Genomic DNA, 20004 nt, shown 5'->3' on the forward strand with positions numbered 1-20004 from the left:
GGTGTGCGTGGGCAAACAGTTGGGGCGCACCATTGCGGTGCAGGAGTTGGCGGCGTGGTGTTTGATCTGGCCTCTTCGCGAGCAAGCTCGCTCCCACAGAGATTCGCGGTGTGAACGAAACCTGTGGGAGCGGGCTTGTACTCAGACCAGCAAGCGAATGGGCGTACCGGCGGACCAGGCCTGAATGTCTTCGATCATCTGTGAAAAGAACAGCTGGTAATTCTGTTGGCTGACATACCCGACATGGGGTGTGGCCAGGACATTGTCCAGGGTCCTGAAGGGGTGCAGAGGGGGCAACGGCTCGATGTCGAACACATCCAGCGCCGCGCCTGCCAGCTGACGTTTCTGCAAGGCCTTGATCAAGGCAGCCTCATCGACAATTGGCCCTCGCGCCGTATTGACCAGCAGCGCCGTGGGTTTCATCCAGCCCAGTGCCTCGGCGTCCACCAGGCCTCTGGAGCGCTCGCTGAGCACCAGATGCACCGACAACACATCGGCCTGTTCGAACAGCTCCTGTTTGCTGACATAGCTCACACCCACTTGCTCGGCCCGTTCGGCGGTGAGGTTCTCACTCCAGGCGATGACGCGCATGCCAAACACCTGCCCGAACTGCGCGACACGCTGGCCGATGCTGCCCAGGCCGAGAATCGCCAGGGTCTTGCCGTGCAGGTCGCCGCCCAGACCTTGCTGCCATACACCGGCACGCAGGGCGTTGGCTTCAGCCACGAGGTTGCGGGTGGCGGCCATGATCAGCGCCCAGGTCAGTTCCGGGGCAGCGTGCTTGTAGCTGTCGGTACCGCACACCTGGATGCCCAGGGTGCCGGCGGCTTTGAGGTCGAGGGCGAAATTGCGCATGCCACCGGTGACCAGCAACTTGAGTTTGGGTAACTGGCGAAGCAGCGCCTCATCAAAGCGCGTGCGCTCGCGCATCACGCAGATCACATCAAACTCACTCAAGCGAGCCGCCATCGTGGCGCCGTCCGCCGGGTATTGATGAATGAAACTCACTGGGCCGATGCCTTCGAGCACTGACCAGTCGACCACGTTGCGGGCCACGTCCTGCCAATCGTCAATTACTGCAATCTGCACCGTCATCTGCCTTACCTCATCAACGCACGGGGTTGGTTTTGTTTAGCCAGGCGAGCAGCGCCTGATGGAATTTTTCCGGTTCTTCCATCTGCGGTGCGTGGCCCAGGCCCGGGAACTCAATCAATGTCGATTGCGTAATCCGTTGTGCCACTTGCTTGCCGAGCACGTCGTAGTGGCCGATTTTTGCCTTGACCTCGGGAGCCGCGATGTCGCTGCCGATGGCGGTGGTGTCGGACGTGCCGATCAGCAGCAGGGTAGGCATCTTCAGGTTCTGGAACTCGTAGTACACCGGCTGGCTGAAGATCATGTCGTAGATCAGCGCCGAATTCCACGCGACTTGCGCATGGCCCGGGCCTTTGTTCAGGCCGGCCAGCATGTCCACCCAGCGGTCGAACTCGGGCTTCCAGCGCCCGGCGTAATAGGTGTTGCGTTCATAGGTGCGGATACCGTCGGCGCTGAGCTTGAGTTCGCGCTCGTACCATTGGTCAACGGAGCGCCAGGGAACGCCGAGGGCCTTCCAGTCTTCCAGGCCGATGGGGTTAACCAGCGCCAGTTGCTCGACTTGTTCGGGGTATTGCAGCGCGTAGCGGGTGGCGAGCATGCCGCCGGTGGAGTGGCCGAGCAGGCTGGCCTTCTGGATACCAAGGGCTTTGAGCAGTTGCTGGGTGTTACTCGCCAGTTGCTGGAAGCTGTACTGATAGCGCTCGGGTTTGCTGGAGGTGCAGAAACCGATCTGGTCCGGGGCAATGACCCGATAACCGGCGTCACTCAGGGCTTTGATCGAGGTGTCCCAGGTCGCACCACAGAAATTCTTGCCATGCATCAGCACGACGCTGCGGCCATTGGCCTTGCCATGGGCGGCGACATCCATGTAGCCCATTTGCAGGGATTGGCCCTGGGACTCAAACTCGAAATGCTTGACCGTGTAGGGGTAGTCGAACCCTTGCAGCTCAGGACCATACGCCGGACCCTCGGCGTAGGCGCTGACCGGCAGCGCAGCGCTCAGCAGCAGACCGGGCAACCAGCGGGAGAGGGTGGGTGACATGGGGGAACTCCATGGGAAATCCGCCGATGCTGGATCGGCTGGATTAGGGCGACATTAATCAGGCAATCGCCGTCGCGGTGGGTTCAATCCATCCAGCCCAGGGTGATCAGGGCCAGCACCCCATAACGGGCGCCCTTGGCGAGCGTTACGATCAGCAGGAAACGCCCCAATGGCTCACGCATGACGCCGGCCACCAGGGTCAGCGGGTCGCCGATCACCGGCAACCAGCTCAGCAGCAGCGACCAATGACCGTAACGCTGGTAATGATGACGGGCCCGTTCCAGATGCCGAGGACTGACCGGAAACCAGCGCCGCTCGCGAAAACGTTCGATGGCGCGGCCCAACCACCAATTCAGCAGGGAGCCGAGGACATTGCCCAGGGTCGCCACTGCCAGCAGCGACCACAGCCCATACCGGTCGCTGAGCAGCAGCCCCACCAGGACCGCTTCGGACTGCAAGGGCAGCAGCGTCGCGGCACCGAAGGCGGCCAGGAACAGCCCCATGTAAGCGCCGAAAATCAATGGGCCGGGTAGTCCGCCACCACCACATCGGTGCCGTCCTTTTTCAGGCCGATAACTTGATACGCATCGCTCATGCCATCCATCTCCATGCCTGGCGAGCCCATGGGCATGCCGGGCGCGGCAACACCCAGCAGATCGTCACGCTTGCTCAGGGCCAATACCTGATCGGCCGGTACGTGACCTTCGACGAATTTGCCGTTTATCAAACCGGTATGGCACGACGCCAGACGCGGTGGCACGCCGTGCTGTTGCTTGAATTCGCTCATGTTGCTTTCGACATGGTCCTCGACCTTGAAGCCGTTGGCCTCCAGGTGGCTGATCCATTTTTTGCAGCAACCGCAATTGGCGTCGCGATGGACTTCGATAGGGATCAGGTCGGCGGCCTGGGCCAGGGAGGAGATCAACAGGGCGCTCAAGGCAGCCAGACGCAGAGGGTTTCGCATGGAAAATGGGTCTCGTCTTGCGGGCAAAGGAAAGCATTCTGACCAAAATATCCTTTCGGGCATTCAAGGATTGTTTCTAATTGATACAGAGTTGCTCAGCTCTAGCCTCGTAGATCCCGTCTGACATGCCGATGAGGCGGACATTACAAAACTGTCAGGTACCTCGTAGAGGGGGATGCAGAGCCTGAAACCGATGTCGAGAGCGGCGACCCGGCGCTTAGACCTGGCAAGAACGTCGAACGACAGCCTGAATTCGAACAGTGCTGGCCCGCTCAGGCAATCGAACGGGCCAGGCCATTATTTTTCCGGATCAAGACTCCACTAAGAAAACCTGTTTGTCAGTTCGCTGACTGAATGAAGCGCCGTCTGATGAATGACGGGTGTTATCGACGCTGGTAGTAACCCGGTCCACCGTGATCGTAGTGACGGTCATGGTCGTGCCAGCCACCGTGGGGGAACACGATGCAGCCACTCAGGGACAATAGAGCCAGCAGGGGAATCAGCAGGGTGATTCGACGCAACATTTGAAAATCCTCATGGTTATCGCCGAGATAAAGCTAAAACTCTTCATCGGCTGTAACATGAGACCCCGTTTGCAGCCACTCATCCCCGAAAGACAGTAGGGTCTTGGCATGCATTCGGATACAAAGCGGATACATTTTTCAGGTTCAGGTTTACATTCAGGAAATGGCAATGACCCAGTCGCAACGTTTGAAATACTCGATTCTGATTTCCCTGGTGGTGCTGGGAATCATGTTTGGCCTTTCGTATTTGCAGAGCACAGGGGTCATCAGCGAAAAGCTGTTTCAGTACATCGCCATTGGCGTGGCGGTGATTGTGGTGGTCATCAATGGCGTGATGCGCCGCAAGGTCAAGCCCTGAGCAATAGGCCCAGGGTTTGATCATGCCTGTTGCAGGACAGCGGCGGCCTTCGGGTGCAGGCTGTAGCTTTTGTCCGGATTGAGGACAATCACGCCTTCACTGCACAGGCGTTTGAGCACTTCGCGCACACTCAGGAAGGACAGCGGAATATCCAGTTCCAGCAATTGAGTGTGCACGCCACGCACGCCCAGGCTGCGGTCTTGTTCGGCGGCCCTCAGCAAGGCGTCGATGACTTTCAGGCGAATCAGACTGGTTCGCAGGCCGAAGCTCTTGAGCAGTAACCTGATCCGCTCATTGCCGTGGCGTTCGGCAGGCGGGTCAAAGGTATCGCTCCCGATGGCGGTGCTGATTGGCGCATGGCTACCGTCCGTCGGCAGTTGCGAGTTGTACATGGCAAAACTCCTGTTGCGAGGCTCATCAGGAAAACACGTGTGCGCTCGTACCTGACTGGACGTATGAGCCACGCAAATGATGAAGACTCGAATGTAGAAATTTCGTCGTCATTGCGTCAGCAACCCGTGAGCCCCGCAGCATTACCCGCCAATGGCCTGGATTTTCGTCGTTTGTTTCGTTGCGCAGTGGATGCGCTGTGCGTGTCAGTACGCAGAACCGAGGGCCGCACCCGGCAGGGTGGGGCCTTCAGCTTTTCGGCGATTGTTGCGGAGTGGAGTTGAGGACCGGGTTGCCGTCCTTGTTGCGGGTCAGGTAGACCGGCAGCACCTTGGGCAGGGTCGCCACCAGGGTGTCGAGCTCCTTGATGTTGTAGACCCCGCCGATACGGATCGCACCGGTGCCGTGATCAGCGATCATCAGCGGTTGTTTCAGGTAGCGGTTGATCAATGGCAGCGCATCGCTCAGCGCCAGGTCATCGAGGACCAGTTTGCCGCTACGCCAGGCCAGCGAATTGTCGTGGTCGTCAGTCTGACTGATGCGAGGGACGCGATCACCCTGTTGATAGCTCGCCTGCATCGCAGGGCGGAGTCGCAAGCCATCGCCGGACGCGTCATCGTGGCTGCTGACCAGCACCGAACCTTCGATCAGGTTCACTTTTACCTGGTCTTCGTACATCCAGACATTGAATCGGGTTCCGGTAACGCGGATCTTGCCTTCGCCGGCCTTGACCACGAACGGGTGGGTGGTGTCATGGGTGACGCTGAAGAAAGCTTCGCCTTTTTTCAAGGTGACCCGACGCTGATCCTTGTAGTGGCTGTACGTCAGCTCGCTGCCCAGGTTCAGCTCGACCTGACTGCCATCCTGCAGGGTGACCTGACGAACAGAATCGGTGGCCTCGAAGTGCTGGTACGAATTCGGCAACCAGCCGAGGTTCCAACCGCTGTAGGCCGCCAGCGGCAGTGCCAGGGCACACACCGACGCGGCGATGCCTAAGGTACGCCAGGGTGTCCGGGGTTTGGCTTGAACCATCGGTGCGACGACAGGTTCGGGACGGGGCAAATCCCCGGCGACATCCCAGATTTCCAGCATCGCCTGGTACTCGAACGCATGGAGCGGGTGGGCATCTCGCCACCGCTCGAACGCCAGACGTTCCTGCGCGGTGCAGTCATCGGCGTGCAAACGCATGCACCAGTGCGCTGCCGCATCGGTGATGGCATCGTATTCGGCTGGCGAGAGAGCGTTGTCGGTCATTGACTCATCCTGATTTCCCGCATTCTAACCTTGAGCCAGTCGGCGAGAACATCAGTCATGGCAATTACCCATCAAAGGACGCTTGTTTTTCGGCAAGACACGGAAACCTGGCGGTGCCAGGCCGTGCCCATCATCGCAGCAAAAAATCATGCGCAGCCCCGCGCGGCTGCGCCTGTTCGTGTCACTCAGGTCTGTGGGGCGGACGTGCCGGGCAACGGGATGACAACGGGTTGATCCTTTACACCCCTTACGACGGCATCAAGAAGTTCGACAGTCTTGTCACGCTGAAAAGCCAACTTGAACAGCGCCTCAACAGTGCCACCGAGGACGATCGGCTACTGGCACTGGCCATTGTGATCGGGTGATGGATGCCACGGCCTCATCTAAAAGTTGACAGGTCGCTCGCCCCGCGTTGTTAATCGGCGGTCTATATACGCTGTTGCCCCCTCCAAAAATTAGTCTGGAGCTTCAGATGTCTGCGCCACACGATCAAGTGTCTACTGTTGTCTCGCAAAACCTGTCCCTCGATGAGCTGACAGCGTTGCTTGAGAAGATATTCCAGCGTCATGGCACCTCGGCCGAGGTCGCTCGGGTGCTGGCTGAAAACTGCGCGGGCGCCGAGCGCGACGGCGCGCACAGTCATGGGGTGTTCCGGATGCCGGGATACGTCTCGACGCTGCAGAGCGGTTGGGTAAACGGCAAGGCCGTACCGGTGGTCGAGGATGTGGCTTCGGGGTTTGTCCGAGTCGACGCCGACAACGGCTTCGCGCAACCGGCCCTCGCCGCCGCACGGGCCTTGCTGGTGGAAAAAGCCCGCAGTGCCGGCATCGCGGTACTGGCGATCCGCAATTCCCACCATTTCGGCGCGTTGTGGCCGGACGTCGAGCCGTTCGCTTATGAGGGGCTGGTAGCGCTCAGTGTGGTCAACAGCATGACGTGCGTCGTCCCGCATGGCGCCGACCGACCGTTGTTTGGCACCAACCCGATCGCCTTTGCGGCGCCGCGGGCCGACGGTGATCCGATTGTCTTTGACCTGGCCACCAGTGCCATTGCCCATGGTGACGTGCAGATTGCCGCGCGCAAGGGTGAGCGGTTGCCACCCGGCATGGGCGTGGACAGCCTTGGTCAGCCGACCCAGGATCCGAAGGCGATCCTCGAAGGTGGCGCGTTGCTGCCGTTCGGCGGGCACAAGGGCTCGGCGCTGTCGATGATGGTGGAGTTGTTGGCGGCGGCCCTGACCGGAGGCAATTTTTCTTTCGAGTTCGACTGGAACAACCATCCCGGCGCCAAGACCCCATGGACCGGGCAATTGCTGATCGTGATCGATCCTTCCAAGGCGGCGGGCCAGAGCTTCGCCGAGCGCAGCCAGGAGTTGGTGCGGCAGATGCACGGGGTGGGTTTGAAGCGCTTGCCGGGTGATCGGCGTCATCAGCAACGCGCGAAATCGGCGACGGCGGGTATTGCCCTGGATGAGCAGACACTGGCCAATCTGCGGAAACTGGCGGGGCTTTGATCCTGGATTAACACCCCCGATCAATGTAGGAGCGAGCTTGCTCCGGGCGGCGTTCCGACGATAGCGGTAGAGCAGGCACATCGATGTTGAATGTGCCGCCGCCATCGCGAGCAAGGCCGCTCCTACAGGTTCAAGGGTGACCGGAATTCAGCGGCGGGCCAGCAGCAACCCGACCACCAGGCCAAACCCGGCAGAAACCGCAACGGTTTGCCATGGATGGCCGCCAATGTAGGTTTCGGTGGCGTCGACCGCAGGTTTGGCCCGATCACGCACACTGGTGACCGAGTCCCGGGCCAGCTGGAGTTTCTGGGCAATCTGCCCGCGGAGCGTCTCGGCTTCCTCTCCCACCAGGGAGGCACTGCTTTTCAGCAGCTTCTCCGACTCTTCTATCAGCGCCGATAACTCACTGAATGCCTGATCCTTGATTTGTTCTTCGGCGACTTGTGCGGCGGTTTTCCGGGCCATTTAAGGACTCCTTGCAGGTAAGTGGACAGTGAACAATGGAGTGCGCCGCGATTGAAAAAGTTGCAGCGACTTTTCCCACGGACTTGATCCTGCAAAAATCCGGCGCAGGACGATTCATCCTACAGTGTAAGATGTCGCCTATTTTACGCAGCAGGAAATTCCCATGAGCTTCAATCTGGCCGACAAACCCCTTGCCGAGCGCGCTGCGCTTGAAGATGAGAAATCACGTCTGTTCGAACTCTGGCAAACCAACCTGGGCAAAGCCAAGGGCGAAGCCGCACGGTTGTTTGGCGAGCGCGCCAAACGCAAAGGCAAATGGGCCGAGTGGGTCCGCGCCGAACTGGATGGCATGTCGCCGCCGGAGTTCTCGAACATGGTGCGCAGTGAAGTCAATCGCCTGATGGCGGCCAATAAGTAACGCCTAGGCAAAACTCGCGACGATCGCTTCACGCACTTTCAGCACCACCGGATCGAGCTGGGTGCTGGTACGCCAGCCCAGTTCGATCGGGTAGCGCGGTAGCGCCAAGGGGCAGGGCAGCAGCGCCAGCCCTGTGAGCGCCGCGATGCTTCGGGCAGCGTGGGCCGGGATGGTCGCCACCGCCTGACTGCCCTTGAGCAGATGCGGCAATGCCGCAAAATGCGTGGTCGAGGCACAGACCCGCCGACTCAAACCGACCGCTGCCAGGCCTTCGTCGGTGATCCCGATGAATCCACCCGACGACACCAGAATGTGTTCGCGGGCGACGAACTCCTCAAGGCTGATGTGCTGCTGGCCCTCGACCAGGCTGAGTGGATCGACCAGGCACAGGTAGCTTCCTTCACCCAGCACCTGACGACTGAGCAAGCGTTCGGCAAACCCGCCGGCGGTAATCGCCAGATCGATGCTGCGGTCCATAAGCGCCTGCGCGACGATCTGGCTGTGGGTCTGGCGAAAGATCAGGCGCAGTTTTGCTGCGCTGCGGGCAATTTCCTCGATCAACCGTCGGCCGTAGGCAATCTCGAAATCATCGGACATGCCCACCGTCACGGCGCGCCCGTCGTAATGGTTGGCCGTCGGGTCGACCATGGCCAGGCTCTGCCGGCATTTGTTCAGCGCATCGCTGACCACCGGTTTCAATTGATTGGCTTTGAGCGTTGGCGCGAGGCCACGACCGGTGCGCACGAAAAGCGGATCGCCATACACCTCGCGCAGCCGGCGCAACGCCGCACTGACTGCCGATTGCGTGACGCCCAGGCGCAGGGCGGCGCGACTGGCGCTGGACTCCTCATGCAGGGCTTCGAAGACTTTGAGCAAGTTGAGGTCGACGTCGGTGATATTCATTTTATTCATATCATTCAGCAGTGAATGGGGCTTTATTCATGATTGCGTGAGGCCGGAGAATCAGCAACACCTGATGTGAATGGAGTGACCGCGATGCCCAAATCAATTGTTGCCGCCCTGCAAATTGGCGCCTTGCCCGGTGGCAAGGGCGAAACCCTGGAACAGATCCTGTCGTATGAAAACGCAATCATCGAATCCGCCGCTGCGCTGGTGGTGATGCCCGAAGCCTTGCTGGGCGGTTATCCGAAAGGTGAGGGCTTTGGCACGCAATTGGGCTACAGGTTGCCCGAGGGCCGCGAAGCCTTCGCCCGCTATTTCGCCAACGCCATTGATGTACCCGGTGTGGAAACGGACGCGCTGGCCGGGTTGTCGGCGCGCACTAACGCCAATCTGGTCATCGGTGTGATCGAGAGTGCCGGCAGCACCTTGTACTGCACCGCGCTGTACTTCGACCCGCAGGCCGGGTTGGTCGCCAAGCACCGCAAGCTGATGCCCACCGGCACCGAGCGCCTGATCTGGGGCAAGGGCGATGGTTCGACCCTGCCGGTGATCGACAGCCAGGTCGGGCGGATTGGGGCGGTGGTGTGCTGGGAAAACATGATGCCGCTGCTGCGAACCGCGATGTACGCCAAAGGCATTGAAGTATGGTGCGCGCCGACCGTGGACGAACGGGAGATGTGGCAGGTTAGCATGCGGCATATTGCCCATGAGGGCCGCTGCTTTGTGGTCAGCGCCTGTCAGGTCCAGGATTCGCCGCAAGCCCTGGGCGTCGACATCGCCAACTGGCCGGCGCAGCGACCGCTGATTGCCGGTGGCAGCGTGATCGTCGGTCCCATGGGCGACATTCTGGCCGGACCGTTACGTGACGGGCCAGGTTTGCTCACGGCTGAAATCGACACCGATGATCTGGTCCGCGCCCGTTACGACTACGACGTGGTGGGCCACTATGCGCGTCCGGATGTATTCGAGTTGACGGTGGATGAACGGGCCAAACCCGGTGTGAAATTCAGCGCATGACACCTGCGGGAGCGAGCTTGCTCGCGATCACGGAGGCGCATCCAGCACGTTTGTTGACTGTTCCAACGCTATCGCAAGCAAGCTCGCTCCTACATTTGAGTGGCGGAGTTACAAGTGTCGGTGTTCATTCGCCGAGGAAATGATGAGTCAGCGTTGCTCGAGCCACTCGGTGCGGGTGATTTCCCAGACATCTTTCGGAAATCGTCCGCCCACAAAATCGCCCACCTCGGTGTGGATGAGGCGCATGCCGGTACGCTCGGAAAGTTTGCGCGAAGCAATATTCGGCGCCGCTTTGGGCACGCGCAACACGTCACGACCCAGGGTTTCAAACCAGTACCGGGTCACCGCCTCAGTCGCTTCGGTCATTAGTCCCTGACCTTGCCATTGCGGTCCAAGCCAGAATCCGCGGTTGTTGTCCTGTTCATTCATCAGGCTGATATTGCCGATCAATTGCCCGGGGACCGACTTCAAACGGATCGACCAATGCCATTCCTCGCCCCGGGCAATTGCCGGCAGGGCGATGTTTCGCAAGTAAATGAACGCTCCATCGGCGGGATAGGGCCATGGCACCAAGACGTTCAGGTAGCGCACCACTTCCCAGTGCGGGAATTGTTGCTGGATGGCTTCGGCATCGGCCAGTTCCAGCGGACGCAGAATCAGGCGCTCTGTGGAAAGCGTGGGGGTGGTTTCCATGTTCTTTTTCGCTCCTTGAAATCGTGCTTACCGGCTGCCGGTCATCGGCCCCGGCAGGCTGAGTTTGCCACTGTCCACGAAACGCGTGGTGCCGAACAGGCCACCGGCCAGCTTGCCGCGCAGCACGTAAGGCAGATTGTTCAGGGTTTGTACCTGGCTCAACCCAATGGTCTGCCGCAGCACCGAGAAGGCCGACACGCTGACCGGCACGGTCAACACGGTCTCGGAATAGCGCGAAATTGAACCGGACTGATCGCTGACCCCGGAGGCGAATGGTTGACCGTTGATTTCCAGGTCCAGTGCCACGCCGTTGTAGTTGACGTTGGTGCCATTGGGGTTCTGCACGCGGATCTTCACGGCGAAACGAACTTCCATATCCTGGCCTTGCAGCGGCTGGATGCCGACGACGTTGACGTTCAGCGGATCGCTGTTGGGGAACGAGCTACAGGCGCTCAGGCAGAGCATCAGGAGGGAAAGAAGGACCGCTTGGACACTGCGCATTGACGTGCTCTCGTGGAGAAAAGGGCTGAACCACCAGCGACTCAGCCCTTGAGCGCGATCTAGCGGTTCAACTGTGCGACACCCGCAGGCGTTTGGGGTTCACCCCGGGGCGGGACATCGGGATTCTGCATCACTTGCAGTACCGAGGCCTCGGGGTCGAACTCGTCCTCTTCCAGCTCGATGAACTCTTCAGGCAGGAAGATATTCAGAACGATAGCGCACAGCGCGCCGACGGTGATGGGCGACTCGAAAATGTTGTGCAGGGCCTGGGGCAGTTCACGCAGGACTTGTGGCACTGCCGCCACGCCGAGGCCCATGCCCAGGGAAATCGCCACGATCAGCATGTTGCGCCGGTGCAGTCCGGCTTCGGCGAGGATCTTGATACCGGCCACCGCCACCGTGCCGAACATCACCAGCTCGGCACCGCCCAGCACCGGTTTGGGCATCAGTTGCAGCACCGCGCCGATCATCGGGAACAACCCCAGCAGCACCAACAGGCCGGCAATGAAAAACGCCACGTAACGGCTGGCCACGCCGGTGAGCTGAATCACGCCGTTGTTCTGCGCGAAGGTCACCATCGGCATGCTGTTGAACACCGCCGCCATGGCCGAGTTGAGGCCGTCGGCCAACAGCCCGGACTTGATGCGGCGGATATACACCGGGCCTTTGACCGGCTGCCGGGAAATCATCGAGTTGGCCGTCAGATCACCCGCCGCTTCCAGTGGCGACACCAGGAAAATCACCGCCACCGGCACGAACGCCACCCAATCGAACGAAAACCCGTATTTGAACGGCACCGGCACGCTCATCAGCGGCACGGCGGGCAGGCTGGCGAAGTCGACGTGGCCCAACAGCCAGGCGACCCCGTAGCCCAGGGTCAGGCCAATGACAATGGCGCCAAGACGCAGGAACGGCACATCAACCCGGTTCAGCACCACGATCGTCCCGAGCACCAGCGCGGCCAGGCCCAGGTGGCTGGCTGCACCCAGGTCGCTGGCGCCGAAACCGCCGGCGATGTCGGTCATGGCGACCTTGATCAGCGACAGCCCCATGAGCGTGATGATCGTGCCGGTCACCACCGGGGTGATCAGCATGCGCAGTTTGCCGATGAACTGGCTCAACACCACTTCGATGAACGCGGCGAAAAAGCACACGCCGAAAATCGTCGAGAGAATTTCATCGGTGCCGCCCCCTCGGGCCTTGACCATGAAGCCGGCGCTGAGGATGACGCTGATGAACGAAAAACTGGTGCCTTGCAGGCACAGCAGGCCGGAACCTACCGGCCCGAATCGCCGCGCCTGAACGAAGGTGCCCAGGCCCGAGACGAACAGGGCCATGCTGATCAGGTAAGGGATTTCGCTTTGCAGGCCCAGGGCGCTGCCCATGATCAGCGTCGGGGTGATGATGCCGACGAAACTGGCGAGCACATGTTGCAGGGCGGCGAAGACGGTGGCGGTCAGATGCGGGCGATCGTTGAGGCCATAGATCAGGTCGTTGTGGCGCGGGGCAGGCGGTTTTTCAGAAGCAGTCATGGGGTTGTGCAAGCCAGGAGGCGGGCCGGGTCAGAAAATGGAGGCGCAGGATGCCAGAAAGCCCCTTTTGTGGCGAGCAAAGCCCCCGAAACCCCGGACAACCTGTGGGAGCGAACCTGCTCGCGATGGACGTCAACGAAAACGCGGGGAGTCAGACACCCCGCGGTGTTCTCAACTCCATCGCGAGCAGGCTCCCACAGAGGCATTCGCTGGATTTCAGGCAAACGCCGCGAGCAAATCCTCTTCGAACGCCTTCTGCGCATCCCCCGGGACCAGGGCGCGATGGCGGGCCAGGTGAAACGCTACATCGAAGCTCATGCCTTCACGGCGGACGACTCGCAGCAAGCCTTTGTCTTCCCAGCTTCGGGCGAAGTGGCTGGGCAGATACCCGACATGCTTGCCGGACAGGATAAAGGCGAGGGTGCCTTCGACCTGCTCCGAGCGCGCCGAACACAATGTGCCCTGGAACGGTTCGTCGCTGCGCAGGAAGCGGTAGGGGTGATCGACTCGGTCGCAGGCCTGCAATGCCTGATCATCCGGCGCGTCGTTGTCGAACAGCGGATGACCGGGGGCGCAATACAGGTGTTGGGTTTCGCTGAACAGCTCGCGGTAGTCGAAAGCGCTTTGTGCCTGGGAGAAGTAGCCGATGGCCAGGTCCAGTCGCTGTTGCAGCAACAAGCGCTCCATTTCGCCGGGCATCGCGCTGATCAACTCGATGCGCACCGATTCGTCTCGCTCACGGAAACGCCGGATCGCGCCGGCCACGTGTTGCAGGACCGATTGATCCAGCGCTTCGGACAGGCCCAGGCGCACCTCGCCGATCAATCTTCCGGCCACGCCGTTGGATTGATGGCGGAACGCTTCGATGGATTCGAACAAAGCCTTGGTGGCCGAGAGCAACTGTTCGCCCTTGGGCGTGATCTTGAATCCGCCCTTGCCACGACTGCACAGGCGATAGCCGAGCCGGGTCTCCAGCTTGGCCATTTGCTGGCTGATGCTTGACTGGCTCAAGCCCAGTTCGCCCTGGGCCGCGCTGAAGCCGCCGCAATCCACCACGCTGACGAAAAGGCGCAGCAGTTGCAGGTCCAGATCGTGGAGTTGACCGAGCATCAAACATTACTCCTGGATAATGTCAGGTTAATAAACTTGATATTTCACCAATGTATCCGACGACGCATCCTGCAGTCACTTCCTCTTGACAGGTGTTCGTCATGGCTCCCAAGTTCAAGCTGTGTTTACCCGCGTTGCTCCTGGCCGTGGCCGCCTCGGTCCAGGCTGAAGACAAAGTCGTCAATCTCTACAGCTGGGCCGATTACGTTGCCCCCGAAACCTTGCAACGTTTCGAGCAGGAAACCGGCATTCATGTGCGCTACGACACCTTCGACGCACCGGAAGTGCTCGAAACCAAGTTGCTCACCGGTGGCAGCGGCTATGACGTGGTCGTGCCGTCGTCCAGCGTACTGGCGCGTGGTCTGGCGGCGGGCGCGCTTAAAGCGATTCCCCATGAAGGCCTCAAGGGCTACGCGAATCTTGATCCGGACCTGTTGGAGAAACTCGCCGCGGTCGATCCCGGCAATCAATATGGCGTGCCCTACACCTGGGGCACCCTGGGGCTGGGAATGAATGTCGAAGCCGTGCGCAAGCGCCTGCCGAACGTGCCGCTCAACAGCCTGGATCTGCTCTTCAAACCGGAATACGCCAGCCAGCTCAAGGACTGTGGCGTTGCGATCATTGATTCGCCGCAGGAAGTGATCGGCCTCGCCTTGCACTACCTGGGCAAAGACCCCTACAGCACCGACAAGAATGAGCTGGATGCGGCGCAGGCGTTGTTGCATCAATTGCAGCCATCGGTGCTGTACGTCGCCAGCGGGCGGCAGATCAACGACCTGGCCAACGGCGGCATCTGCCTGGCACTGGCTTACAACGGCGATGCCAGCATGGCGGCGGATCAAGCGCGCAAGGCCAACAAGCCGTACGAAATCGCTTACCGGATTCCCAAGGAAGGCACCCTCGTCTGGCAAGACAACCTGGCGATCCCCAAGGATGCACCGCACCCCGAAGCCGCCCGCCAGTTCATCGAGTTCATGTTGCGCCCCGAGTCCGTCGCCTCATTGACCAACACGCTGTTCTTCGCCACGGCCAACCAGGCGGCCACGCCGCTGGTGGATGAGGCGGTGCGCACCGATCCGGACATCTATCCGCCCGCCGACATTCGTGACCGCCTGTACGCCGACCGCAGCATGAGCCTCAAGGACATGCGTCAGCGCACTCGTATGTGGACCGCTTTCCGTAGCCGCCAATAACAAGGAACCTTCAATGGACGTCCCAGCACAGAACGACCAAGCCATCACCCGTGACAGCCTTTACGGCACTGCCGCCGAAAGTACCTACGCCGGTATCACCAGTTTCATGCGTCGTCGCTACAGTCGCGATTTACGCGGTGTCGACGTCGTGGTCAGTGGTGTGCCGTTCGACACGGCCACCAGTAACCGCCCCGGAGCCCGCTTCGGACCACGGGGCATCCGTGCCGCGTCTACCGGGATCGCCTGGGAACGCCACTGGCCGTGGACCTTCGACCCGTTCGATCATCTGGCGGTGGTTGACTTTGGCGATTGCGACTTCGATTACGGATCGCCGCAGTCGACGCCGGAATGCATCGAAGCCCATGCCGAACACATCCTCAATGCCGGCAGTGCGATGCTGACCTTCGGCGGCGATCATTTCATCACCTATCCGCTGCTCAAGGCCCATGCCCGCAAGCACGGCGCGCTGTCGCTGATTCACTTCGACGCCCATAGCGACACCTGGCCGGACGAGGAGGGCAAGCGCATCGACCATGGCACCATGTTCTGGCACGCCGCCAAGGAGGGGCTGGTCGATCCTTCGCGGTCGGTGCAGATCGGTTTGCGCACCACCAACGACGATCACCAGGGCTTTGAAGTGCTGGATGCACGGCAAGTGCATCGGCGTGGCGTGGACGCGATCGTCGAAGCCATCCGCTCGCGGGTCGGCGACCACCCGGTGTACCTGACGTTCGACATCGACTGCCTCGACCCGGCCTTCGCTCCGGGCACCGGAACGCCGGTGTGCGGCGGTTTGAGTACGGTGCAGGCGCTGGAGATTCTCGGCGGCTTGCGCGGGATCAACCTGGTGGGCATGGACGTGGTGGAAGTAGCACCGGCCTATGACAGCGCCGACATCACCTCGCTGGCGGCCGCGACCCTGGCCATGGAAATGCTGTGCTTGTACGCGGCCAGGCACAAGGTCGACCGCTGAACGCGCCCCGGGACTGGGGAGCGGTGCGTCAGGCGACGTAGAGGTTGAACGTGCTGACGCCATCGCTGCGATGCGGCGACCCGACAAGCCACGCTCCCGCAGGGTTGGTAGGTGTAGCCGGAATGGGCGAACGACCGAAAAACCTGCGGGAGCGAGCTTGCTCGCGATGGCGGTGTGTCAGGCCACGGGGATTATGGCGGGGGCCAGAATCTTGCCCCCGCTGAACCGCGATGCCGAGCCCGCGAGGGTTTCGTGGGGCACGCCCTTCGGCACATCGCTGACTTCGTCGAGTCGCACCAGATGCTCGGCATTTAGCTGCACATTCAATGCATCCAAAGTTGCATCCAGTTGGGCGCGGGTACGCGAGCCCAGGATCGGGATCAGCGCCGTGGTTGAGCGCTTGGCCTTTTCCATGAGCCAGGCGATGGCCACGTGAGTCGGGCTGGCTCCCAGTTCCGAGGCGATGGCCAGTAAGGCATCGAGCAGGGCGGTTTCACGTTGACTTTTTTCGGCGTGAATCAGCATGCCGAGTTTCGCGGCGCGGTTGTCACCGTCGTTGGTGCGGTATTTGCCGGTGAGAAACCCGCCGCCCAGCGGTGACCACAGGGTAGCTGCCAGCCCAAGCGCTTCGGCCATGGGCAGTTGCTCGCGCTCCGCCGTGCGTTCGGCCAGGCTGTATTCGACCTGAATCGCCGCAATGGGCGAGAACCCGCGCACTTCAGCCAGCAGGTCGGCGCGGGCGATGCGCCATGCCGGGAAATTCGACAGCCCGGCGTAATGGATCTTGCCGGCCCGTACCAGATCGTCGAAGCCGCGCAGGATCTCTTCCATGGGCGTGATGCCGTCACTCATGTGCGCCCAGAACAGGTCAAGGTGGTCGGTTTTCAGCCGTTTCAGGCTCTCTTCGACGGCGCGCACCATGTTCTTGCGGTTGTTGCCGGTGTGGGCGATGCCTGCGGCCGGGGTCGTGCCCAGGGTGTATTTGCTGGCGACGACCAGATGGTCGCGTTCCGCAGCAATGAATTCGCTGAGCATGGCTTCCGACTGCCCGGCCTGGTAGCCGTTGGCGGTGTCGATGAAATTGCCGCCAGCCTCCAGGTAGCCATCGAAAATGCCCTTGGCTTCATCGCGCTCGGCGCCATGGCCCCAACCGGTGCCGAAATTGCCGGCACCCAACGCCAGCTCGGATACCCGCAAGCCTGTTTTACGACCGAAGACGTTGTAATGCATTAGGAAGACTCCTGAGGGATGCAATTTTTAAATGTCAGACAACATTTATTAAATATGATTCGTATAATATATTTCGTCAAGGTGCTTTTCCCCGATGCAGAATCCTCTGAGACATTTCAGTGAAGACAACGCTGACGAGTGGCATACTGCCGCGCATGAATGTCGACTCGCCCCTCAGCGCCTGGCAACACGCCATAGAACAAAAGGGTTTCGTCCAGGACGAAGCCCAGGAACATGCCGTCTGGGCGTTGCAAAAGTGCCACGAAGCCTTGCATGAAGGTCGGGCGCCGATCATGGGCGTGTACCTCTGGGGCCCGGTCGGGCGTGGTAAAACCTGGTTAATGGACCAGTTTTACCAACACCTGCGGGTGCCTGCCCGGCGCCAGCACTTTCACCACTTCATGGGCTGGGTGCATCAGCGTTCGTTTCAACTGACCGGCACTGCCGACCCCTTGAAGGCACTGGCTCGGGAGCTGGCCGACGAGGTGCGGGTGCTGTGCTTCGACGAACTGTTCGTCAATGACATCGGTGACGCCATCATTCTCGGGCGCTTGTTCCAGGTCATGTTCGAGCAGGGCGTGGTGGTGGTCTGCACCTCCAACCTGCCGCCCGACCAGTTGTACGCCGACGGCTTCAATCGCGACCGTTTCCTGCCCGCCATTGCGGCGATCAAGCAGCACATGCAGGTGATTGCGGTGGATGGCGGGGAAGACCATCGCCTGCATCCGGGGCAGGGCTTGCAGCGTTATTGGGTGGCCACGCCCGGACAATCGAGTGCCCTTGGCGATGTGTTCAAGGCGTTGACCGTCGGTCAGGCGGTTTCCAACGCTCCGATCCAGGTTGGCTACCGCTCGCTCAATGTGGTCCAGGCCAGCCGGGGCGTCGTCTGGTGTCGTTACGCCGACCTCTGTGAGCAGCCGTTTTCCGCCATGGATTTCATGGCCCTGTGTGACACCTACAGCGCTATTCTGTTGAGCGATGTACCCAATCTCAGCGCTCAAAAACGCGAAGGGCGCATAGCCCGTGGCACTGAGGATGGGGTCGAGCGAGTGGTGGCCGGCGATCGCGAGTTGCCGCAGTTGTCGGTGCATGATGATGGCGTGCGCCGGTTCATCGCCCTGGTGGACGAGTGCTACGACCGCAAGGTGCCGCTGTACCTCGAAGCGCAGGTGCCCATGGACTCGCTCTACACCCAGGGCTATCTGGAGTTCCCGTTCCGCCGCACCCTCAGTCGCCTGCAGGAGATGCAGCTGCAACGCTTCGCCGAGGCGTGACAATCAGGAGGCGTGAAGATGAATCAACCGCTGTCACACCATTTGCTGACCATGGCCTACCAGAACGCTTGGGCCAACCATCGACTGGCCAAGGCCTGGTGCCAGTTGAGCCAGGATGAGCTGGCGGCGCCGCGCACCAGTTTCTTTCCCAGTCTCCGCGCGACCCTCAACCATATCCTGACCTGTGACTGGTTTTATGTGGATGCCCTTGAGCGCGAATTGCGCGGCGATGAGCCGCACCCCGACTGCTACGTTTTTTTCAAGGACGACGAGCCGCACACCCTGGCCGCCGACCTCAGGCGTGAGCAATCCCATGTCGATCGACGCTTGATCGCCTACTGCGAGCAAATGCGCGATGCGGACCTGAGCAGGACCGTGACCATCGCCCGGGACACGCCACAGTACGAGAGTCGCCTGCGCCTGTTGTCGCACCTGTTCGAGCACCAGATTCACCATCGCGGTCAGGTCCACGGGATGCTCAGCGCTACTTCAGTCAAGCCGCCACAGCTGGATGAGTTTTTCTGTGTCGGCGAATCGCATCTGCGGGCCGGGGATTTTGCCGAATTGGGCTGGACCGAGGCTTTGATTTGGGGGCATTGAGCCTGCGATCCTTTGATTTGCAGCAGCGCCCACGATATCTTCACCCAGCCTTCCAGCGCGAACAACGCGCTGGGGCTACTGCAAACGAGGATGGAAATGGATTCCGCGGAAATACTAGTACTGCAAGCCAGCTATACCAATCCGGTGCATGCCGAAGCGATCTGTCTGGTGTTGAACAGTTATGCTGAAGACCCGATGGGGGGCGGTCACTCCTTGCCTGCCAGTGTGCTGGAACACCTGCCGGGCGAGCTGGCCAAGCGTCCCCATGCCTTCAGCGTGCTGGCCTTTGTCGGCGGCGAGCCGGCCGGGCTGGTCAACTGCTTCGAAGGTTTCTCGACCTTTGCCTGTCGGCCGTTGGTCAATATTCACGATGTGGCGGTGGTGCCGAAGTTTCGCGGATTGGGACTGAGCCAGCGGATGTTGCAGAAGGTCGAGGAGATCGCCCGCCAGCGTGGCTGCTGCAAAATCACCCTGGAGGTGCTGGAGGGCAATGCGGTGGCCCAGGCGTCGTATGGCAAGTTCGGCTTTGCCCCGGGCGAGTTCGATCCGGCGCACGGGCGCATGATGTTCTGGATCAAGGCGCTTTGATCAAGGTGCTCAGATCATGGCAAAAAAGGGGCGCCCATCAGGACGCCCAATGATCGACTCTGACTGAAGAGCAGGACAGTCAGAGGTGTAACAATCATTTCGGTCTGTAGGACTCGGTCACCTGCGCGGTTTGATCGTCCGGAACCCGCATCGGCGTCGTCTGACTTTGCGTGGCGTTGCCCAACGCCAGTTGTTGGTTGTATCGCAGGGTTTCGTAGTAGTACCGCATGCGTTCGGCTCCGCCTTCGGCAAAGGCGCAGGTGGAGCCAAGTGTCATCAGGACGGCGAGGGTCAACGTAATACGTTTCATGGTGTGCCTCCCACTAATAGCTGTCGGATGCCATTCGTCCATGAATCAATGAATCAATGA

Annotated in this window: 25 protein-coding genes; 10 read left to right on the plus strand and 15 right to left on the minus strand. The window is 60.7% G+C overall.

Annotated features, from left to right (window positions below; all coding sequences use genetic code 11):
* Window positions 1–141: 141 nt before the first annotated feature.
* From BLV61_RS29400 to BLV61_RS31380, 5 genes are all read right to left on the minus strand, one after another.
* A complete protein-coding gene (locus BLV61_RS29400; RefSeq protein WP_047528490.1) occupies window positions 142–1095 on the minus strand; it encodes a D-2-hydroxyacid dehydrogenase family protein in 954 nt (317 codons plus the stop codon).
* A gap of 13 nt (window positions 1096–1108) precedes the next feature.
* Window positions 1109–2134, minus strand: a complete 1026-nt coding sequence (locus tag BLV61_RS29405) for an alpha/beta fold hydrolase (RefSeq protein ID WP_090469411.1) — start codon at window positions 2132–2134, stop codon at window positions 1109–1111.
* Between the two features lie 83 nt (window positions 2135–2217).
* Window positions 2218–2652 (minus strand): YqaA family protein, encoded by a 435-nt coding sequence (locus tag BLV61_RS29410; protein ID WP_047538517.1) that lies wholly within the window; start codon window positions 2650–2652, stop codon window positions 2218–2220.
* Complete coding sequence (locus BLV61_RS29415; RefSeq protein ID WP_047528507.1) at window positions 2652–3098, minus strand: DUF411 domain-containing protein; 447 nt, start codon at window positions 3096–3098, stop codon at window positions 2652–2654. The genes BLV61_RS29410 and BLV61_RS29415 overlap by 1 nt, the downstream gene beginning before the upstream one ends.
* Window positions 3099–3481: 383 nt before the next feature.
* The gene (locus BLV61_RS31380) at window positions 3482–3622 is read right to left on the minus strand and encodes a hypothetical protein (RefSeq protein ID WP_167361821.1); all 141 of its coding nucleotides are present in this window, start codon (window positions 3620–3622) and stop codon (window positions 3482–3484) included.
* A 169-nt stretch (window positions 3623–3791) separates the two neighbouring features.
* Between BLV61_RS31380 and BLV61_RS29420 the strand changes: the two genes are divergently transcribed.
* The gene (locus tag BLV61_RS29420; protein WP_047528508.1) at window positions 3792–3980 is read left to right on the plus strand and encodes a hypothetical protein; all 189 of its coding nucleotides are present in this window, start codon (window positions 3792–3794) and stop codon (window positions 3978–3980) included.
* A gap of 20 nt (window positions 3981–4000) precedes the next feature.
* Here BLV61_RS29420 and BLV61_RS29425 read toward each other — a convergent pair whose 3' ends face one another.
* Window positions 4001–4372, minus strand: coding sequence for a fe2+ zn2+ uptake regulation protein (locus tag BLV61_RS29425; protein ID WP_047528510.1), 372 nt, complete (start codon window positions 4370–4372; stop codon window positions 4001–4003).
* Window positions 4373–4619: 247 nt separating this feature from the next.
* Window positions 4620–5624, minus strand: coding sequence for a FecR family protein (locus tag BLV61_RS29430; protein WP_090469414.1), 1005 nt, complete (start codon window positions 5622–5624; stop codon window positions 4620–4622).
* Window positions 5625–5854: 230 nt separating this feature from the next.
* On the opposite strand from BLV61_RS29430, the gene BLV61_RS31925 reads away from it, so the two are divergent.
* Together BLV61_RS31925 and BLV61_RS29435 are read left to right on the plus strand one after the other, a co-directional pair.
* Window positions 5855–5989: a hypothetical protein gene (locus BLV61_RS31925; RefSeq protein ID WP_269082043.1), complete on the plus strand. Its 135-nt coding sequence runs from the start codon at window positions 5855–5857 to the stop codon at window positions 5987–5989.
* Between the two features lie 107 nt (window positions 5990–6096).
* Window positions 6097–7137, plus strand: coding sequence for an Ldh family oxidoreductase (locus BLV61_RS29435; protein ID WP_047528513.1), 1041 nt, complete (start codon window positions 6097–6099; stop codon window positions 7135–7137).
* A 147-nt stretch (window positions 7138–7284) separates the two neighbouring features.
* Here the strand turns inward: BLV61_RS29435 and BLV61_RS29440 are convergent, their stop codons facing one another.
* Window positions 7285–7602, minus strand: a complete 318-nt coding sequence (locus tag BLV61_RS29440; protein ID WP_090469417.1) for an ElaB/YgaM/YqjD family protein — start codon at window positions 7600–7602, stop codon at window positions 7285–7287.
* Between the two features lie 163 nt (window positions 7603–7765).
* On the opposite strand from BLV61_RS29440, the gene BLV61_RS29445 reads away from it, so the two are divergent.
* Window positions 7766–8020, plus strand: coding sequence for a hypothetical protein (locus BLV61_RS29445; RefSeq protein WP_047528516.1), 255 nt, complete (start codon window positions 7766–7768; stop codon window positions 8018–8020).
* 3 nt (window positions 8021–8023) lie between these two features.
* Here BLV61_RS29445 and BLV61_RS29450 read toward each other — a convergent pair whose 3' ends face one another.
* Window positions 8024–8932 carry a LysR family transcriptional regulator gene (locus BLV61_RS29450; protein ID WP_090469421.1) on the minus strand — a complete coding sequence of 303 codons (909 nt, stop codon included), beginning with the start codon at window positions 8930–8932 and terminating at the stop codon, window positions 8024–8026.
* Between the two features lie 84 nt (window positions 8933–9016).
* Here BLV61_RS29450 and BLV61_RS29455 point away from each other — a divergent pair, with 84 nt between their 5' ends.
* A complete protein-coding gene (locus BLV61_RS29455) occupies window positions 9017–9940 on the plus strand; it encodes a carbon-nitrogen hydrolase family protein (RefSeq protein ID WP_090469424.1) in 924 nt (307 codons plus the stop codon).
* Between the two features lie 147 nt (window positions 9941–10087).
* Here BLV61_RS29455 and BLV61_RS29460 read toward each other — a convergent pair whose 3' ends face one another.
* The 4 genes from BLV61_RS29460 to BLV61_RS29475 all read right to left on the minus strand — a co-directional run bounded on the left by BLV61_RS29460 (window position 10088) and on the right by BLV61_RS29475 (window position 13776).
* Window positions 10088–10633: a GNAT family N-acetyltransferase gene (locus BLV61_RS29460; RefSeq protein ID WP_090469427.1), complete on the minus strand. Its 546-nt coding sequence runs from the start codon at window positions 10631–10633 to the stop codon at window positions 10088–10090.
* 27 nt (window positions 10634–10660) lie between these two features.
* Entirely contained in the window at window positions 10661–11134 is a 474-nt protein-coding gene (locus BLV61_RS29465; RefSeq protein ID WP_047528523.1) for an LEA/WHy family protein, read from the minus strand.
* Between the two features lie 59 nt (window positions 11135–11193).
* Window positions 11194–12666 (minus strand): nucleobase:cation symporter-2 family protein, encoded by a 1473-nt coding sequence (locus tag BLV61_RS29470; protein ID WP_047528525.1) that lies wholly within the window; start codon window positions 12664–12666, stop codon window positions 11194–11196.
* A 216-nt stretch (window positions 12667–12882) separates the two neighbouring features.
* Complete coding sequence (locus BLV61_RS29475) at window positions 12883–13776, minus strand: LysR family transcriptional regulator (protein WP_090469430.1); 894 nt, start codon at window positions 13774–13776, stop codon at window positions 12883–12885.
* A gap of 101 nt (window positions 13777–13877) precedes the next feature.
* On the opposite strand from BLV61_RS29475, the gene BLV61_RS29480 reads away from it, so the two are divergent.
* Window positions 13878–14969, plus strand: a complete 1092-nt coding sequence (locus BLV61_RS29480) for a polyamine ABC transporter substrate-binding protein (RefSeq protein WP_090469433.1) — start codon at window positions 13878–13880, stop codon at window positions 14967–14969.
* A 13-nt stretch (window positions 14970–14982) separates the two neighbouring features.
* Window positions 14983–15942: an agmatinase gene (speB, locus tag BLV61_RS29485; protein ID WP_090469436.1), complete on the plus strand. Its 960-nt coding sequence runs from the start codon at window positions 14983–14985 to the stop codon at window positions 15940–15942.
* 177 nt (window positions 15943–16119) lie between these two features.
* On the opposite strand, the gene BLV61_RS29490 is transcribed toward speB, so the two are convergent.
* On the minus strand, window positions 16120–17172 hold the full coding sequence (locus BLV61_RS29490; protein ID WP_047528529.1) for an aldo/keto reductase: 1053 nt from the start codon (window positions 17170–17172) through the stop codon (window positions 16120–16122).
* 155 nt (window positions 17173–17327) lie between these two features.
* On the opposite strand from BLV61_RS29490, the gene zapE reads away from it, so the two are divergent.
* The 3 genes from zapE to BLV61_RS29505 all read left to right on the plus strand — a co-directional run bounded on the left by zapE (window position 17328) and on the right by BLV61_RS29505 (window position 19634).
* Window positions 17328–18446, plus strand: coding sequence for a cell division protein ZapE (gene zapE / locus BLV61_RS29495; RefSeq protein ID WP_090469439.1), 1119 nt, complete (start codon window positions 17328–17330; stop codon window positions 18444–18446).
* Window positions 18447–18464: 18 nt separating this feature from the next.
* Complete coding sequence (locus BLV61_RS29500) at window positions 18465–19046, plus strand: DinB family protein (protein WP_090469443.1); 582 nt, start codon at window positions 18465–18467, stop codon at window positions 19044–19046.
* Between the two features lie 96 nt (window positions 19047–19142).
* Window positions 19143–19634 carry a GNAT family N-acetyltransferase gene (locus tag BLV61_RS29505; protein ID WP_090469446.1) on the plus strand — a complete coding sequence of 164 codons (492 nt, stop codon included), beginning with the start codon at window positions 19143–19145 and terminating at the stop codon, window positions 19632–19634.
* 94 nt (window positions 19635–19728) lie between these two features.
* Here BLV61_RS29505 and BLV61_RS29510 read toward each other — a convergent pair whose 3' ends face one another.
* The gene (locus BLV61_RS29510; RefSeq protein ID WP_047528535.1) at window positions 19729–19944 is read right to left on the minus strand and encodes a hypothetical protein; all 216 of its coding nucleotides are present in this window, start codon (window positions 19942–19944) and stop codon (window positions 19729–19731) included.
* Between the last annotated feature and the right edge of the window lie 60 nt (window positions 19945–20004).

It is taken from the genome of Pseudomonas mohnii, from assembly GCF_900105115.1.
Classification (GTDB): Bacteria; Pseudomonadota; Gammaproteobacteria; order Pseudomonadales; family Pseudomonadaceae; genus Aquipseudomonas; species Aquipseudomonas mohnii.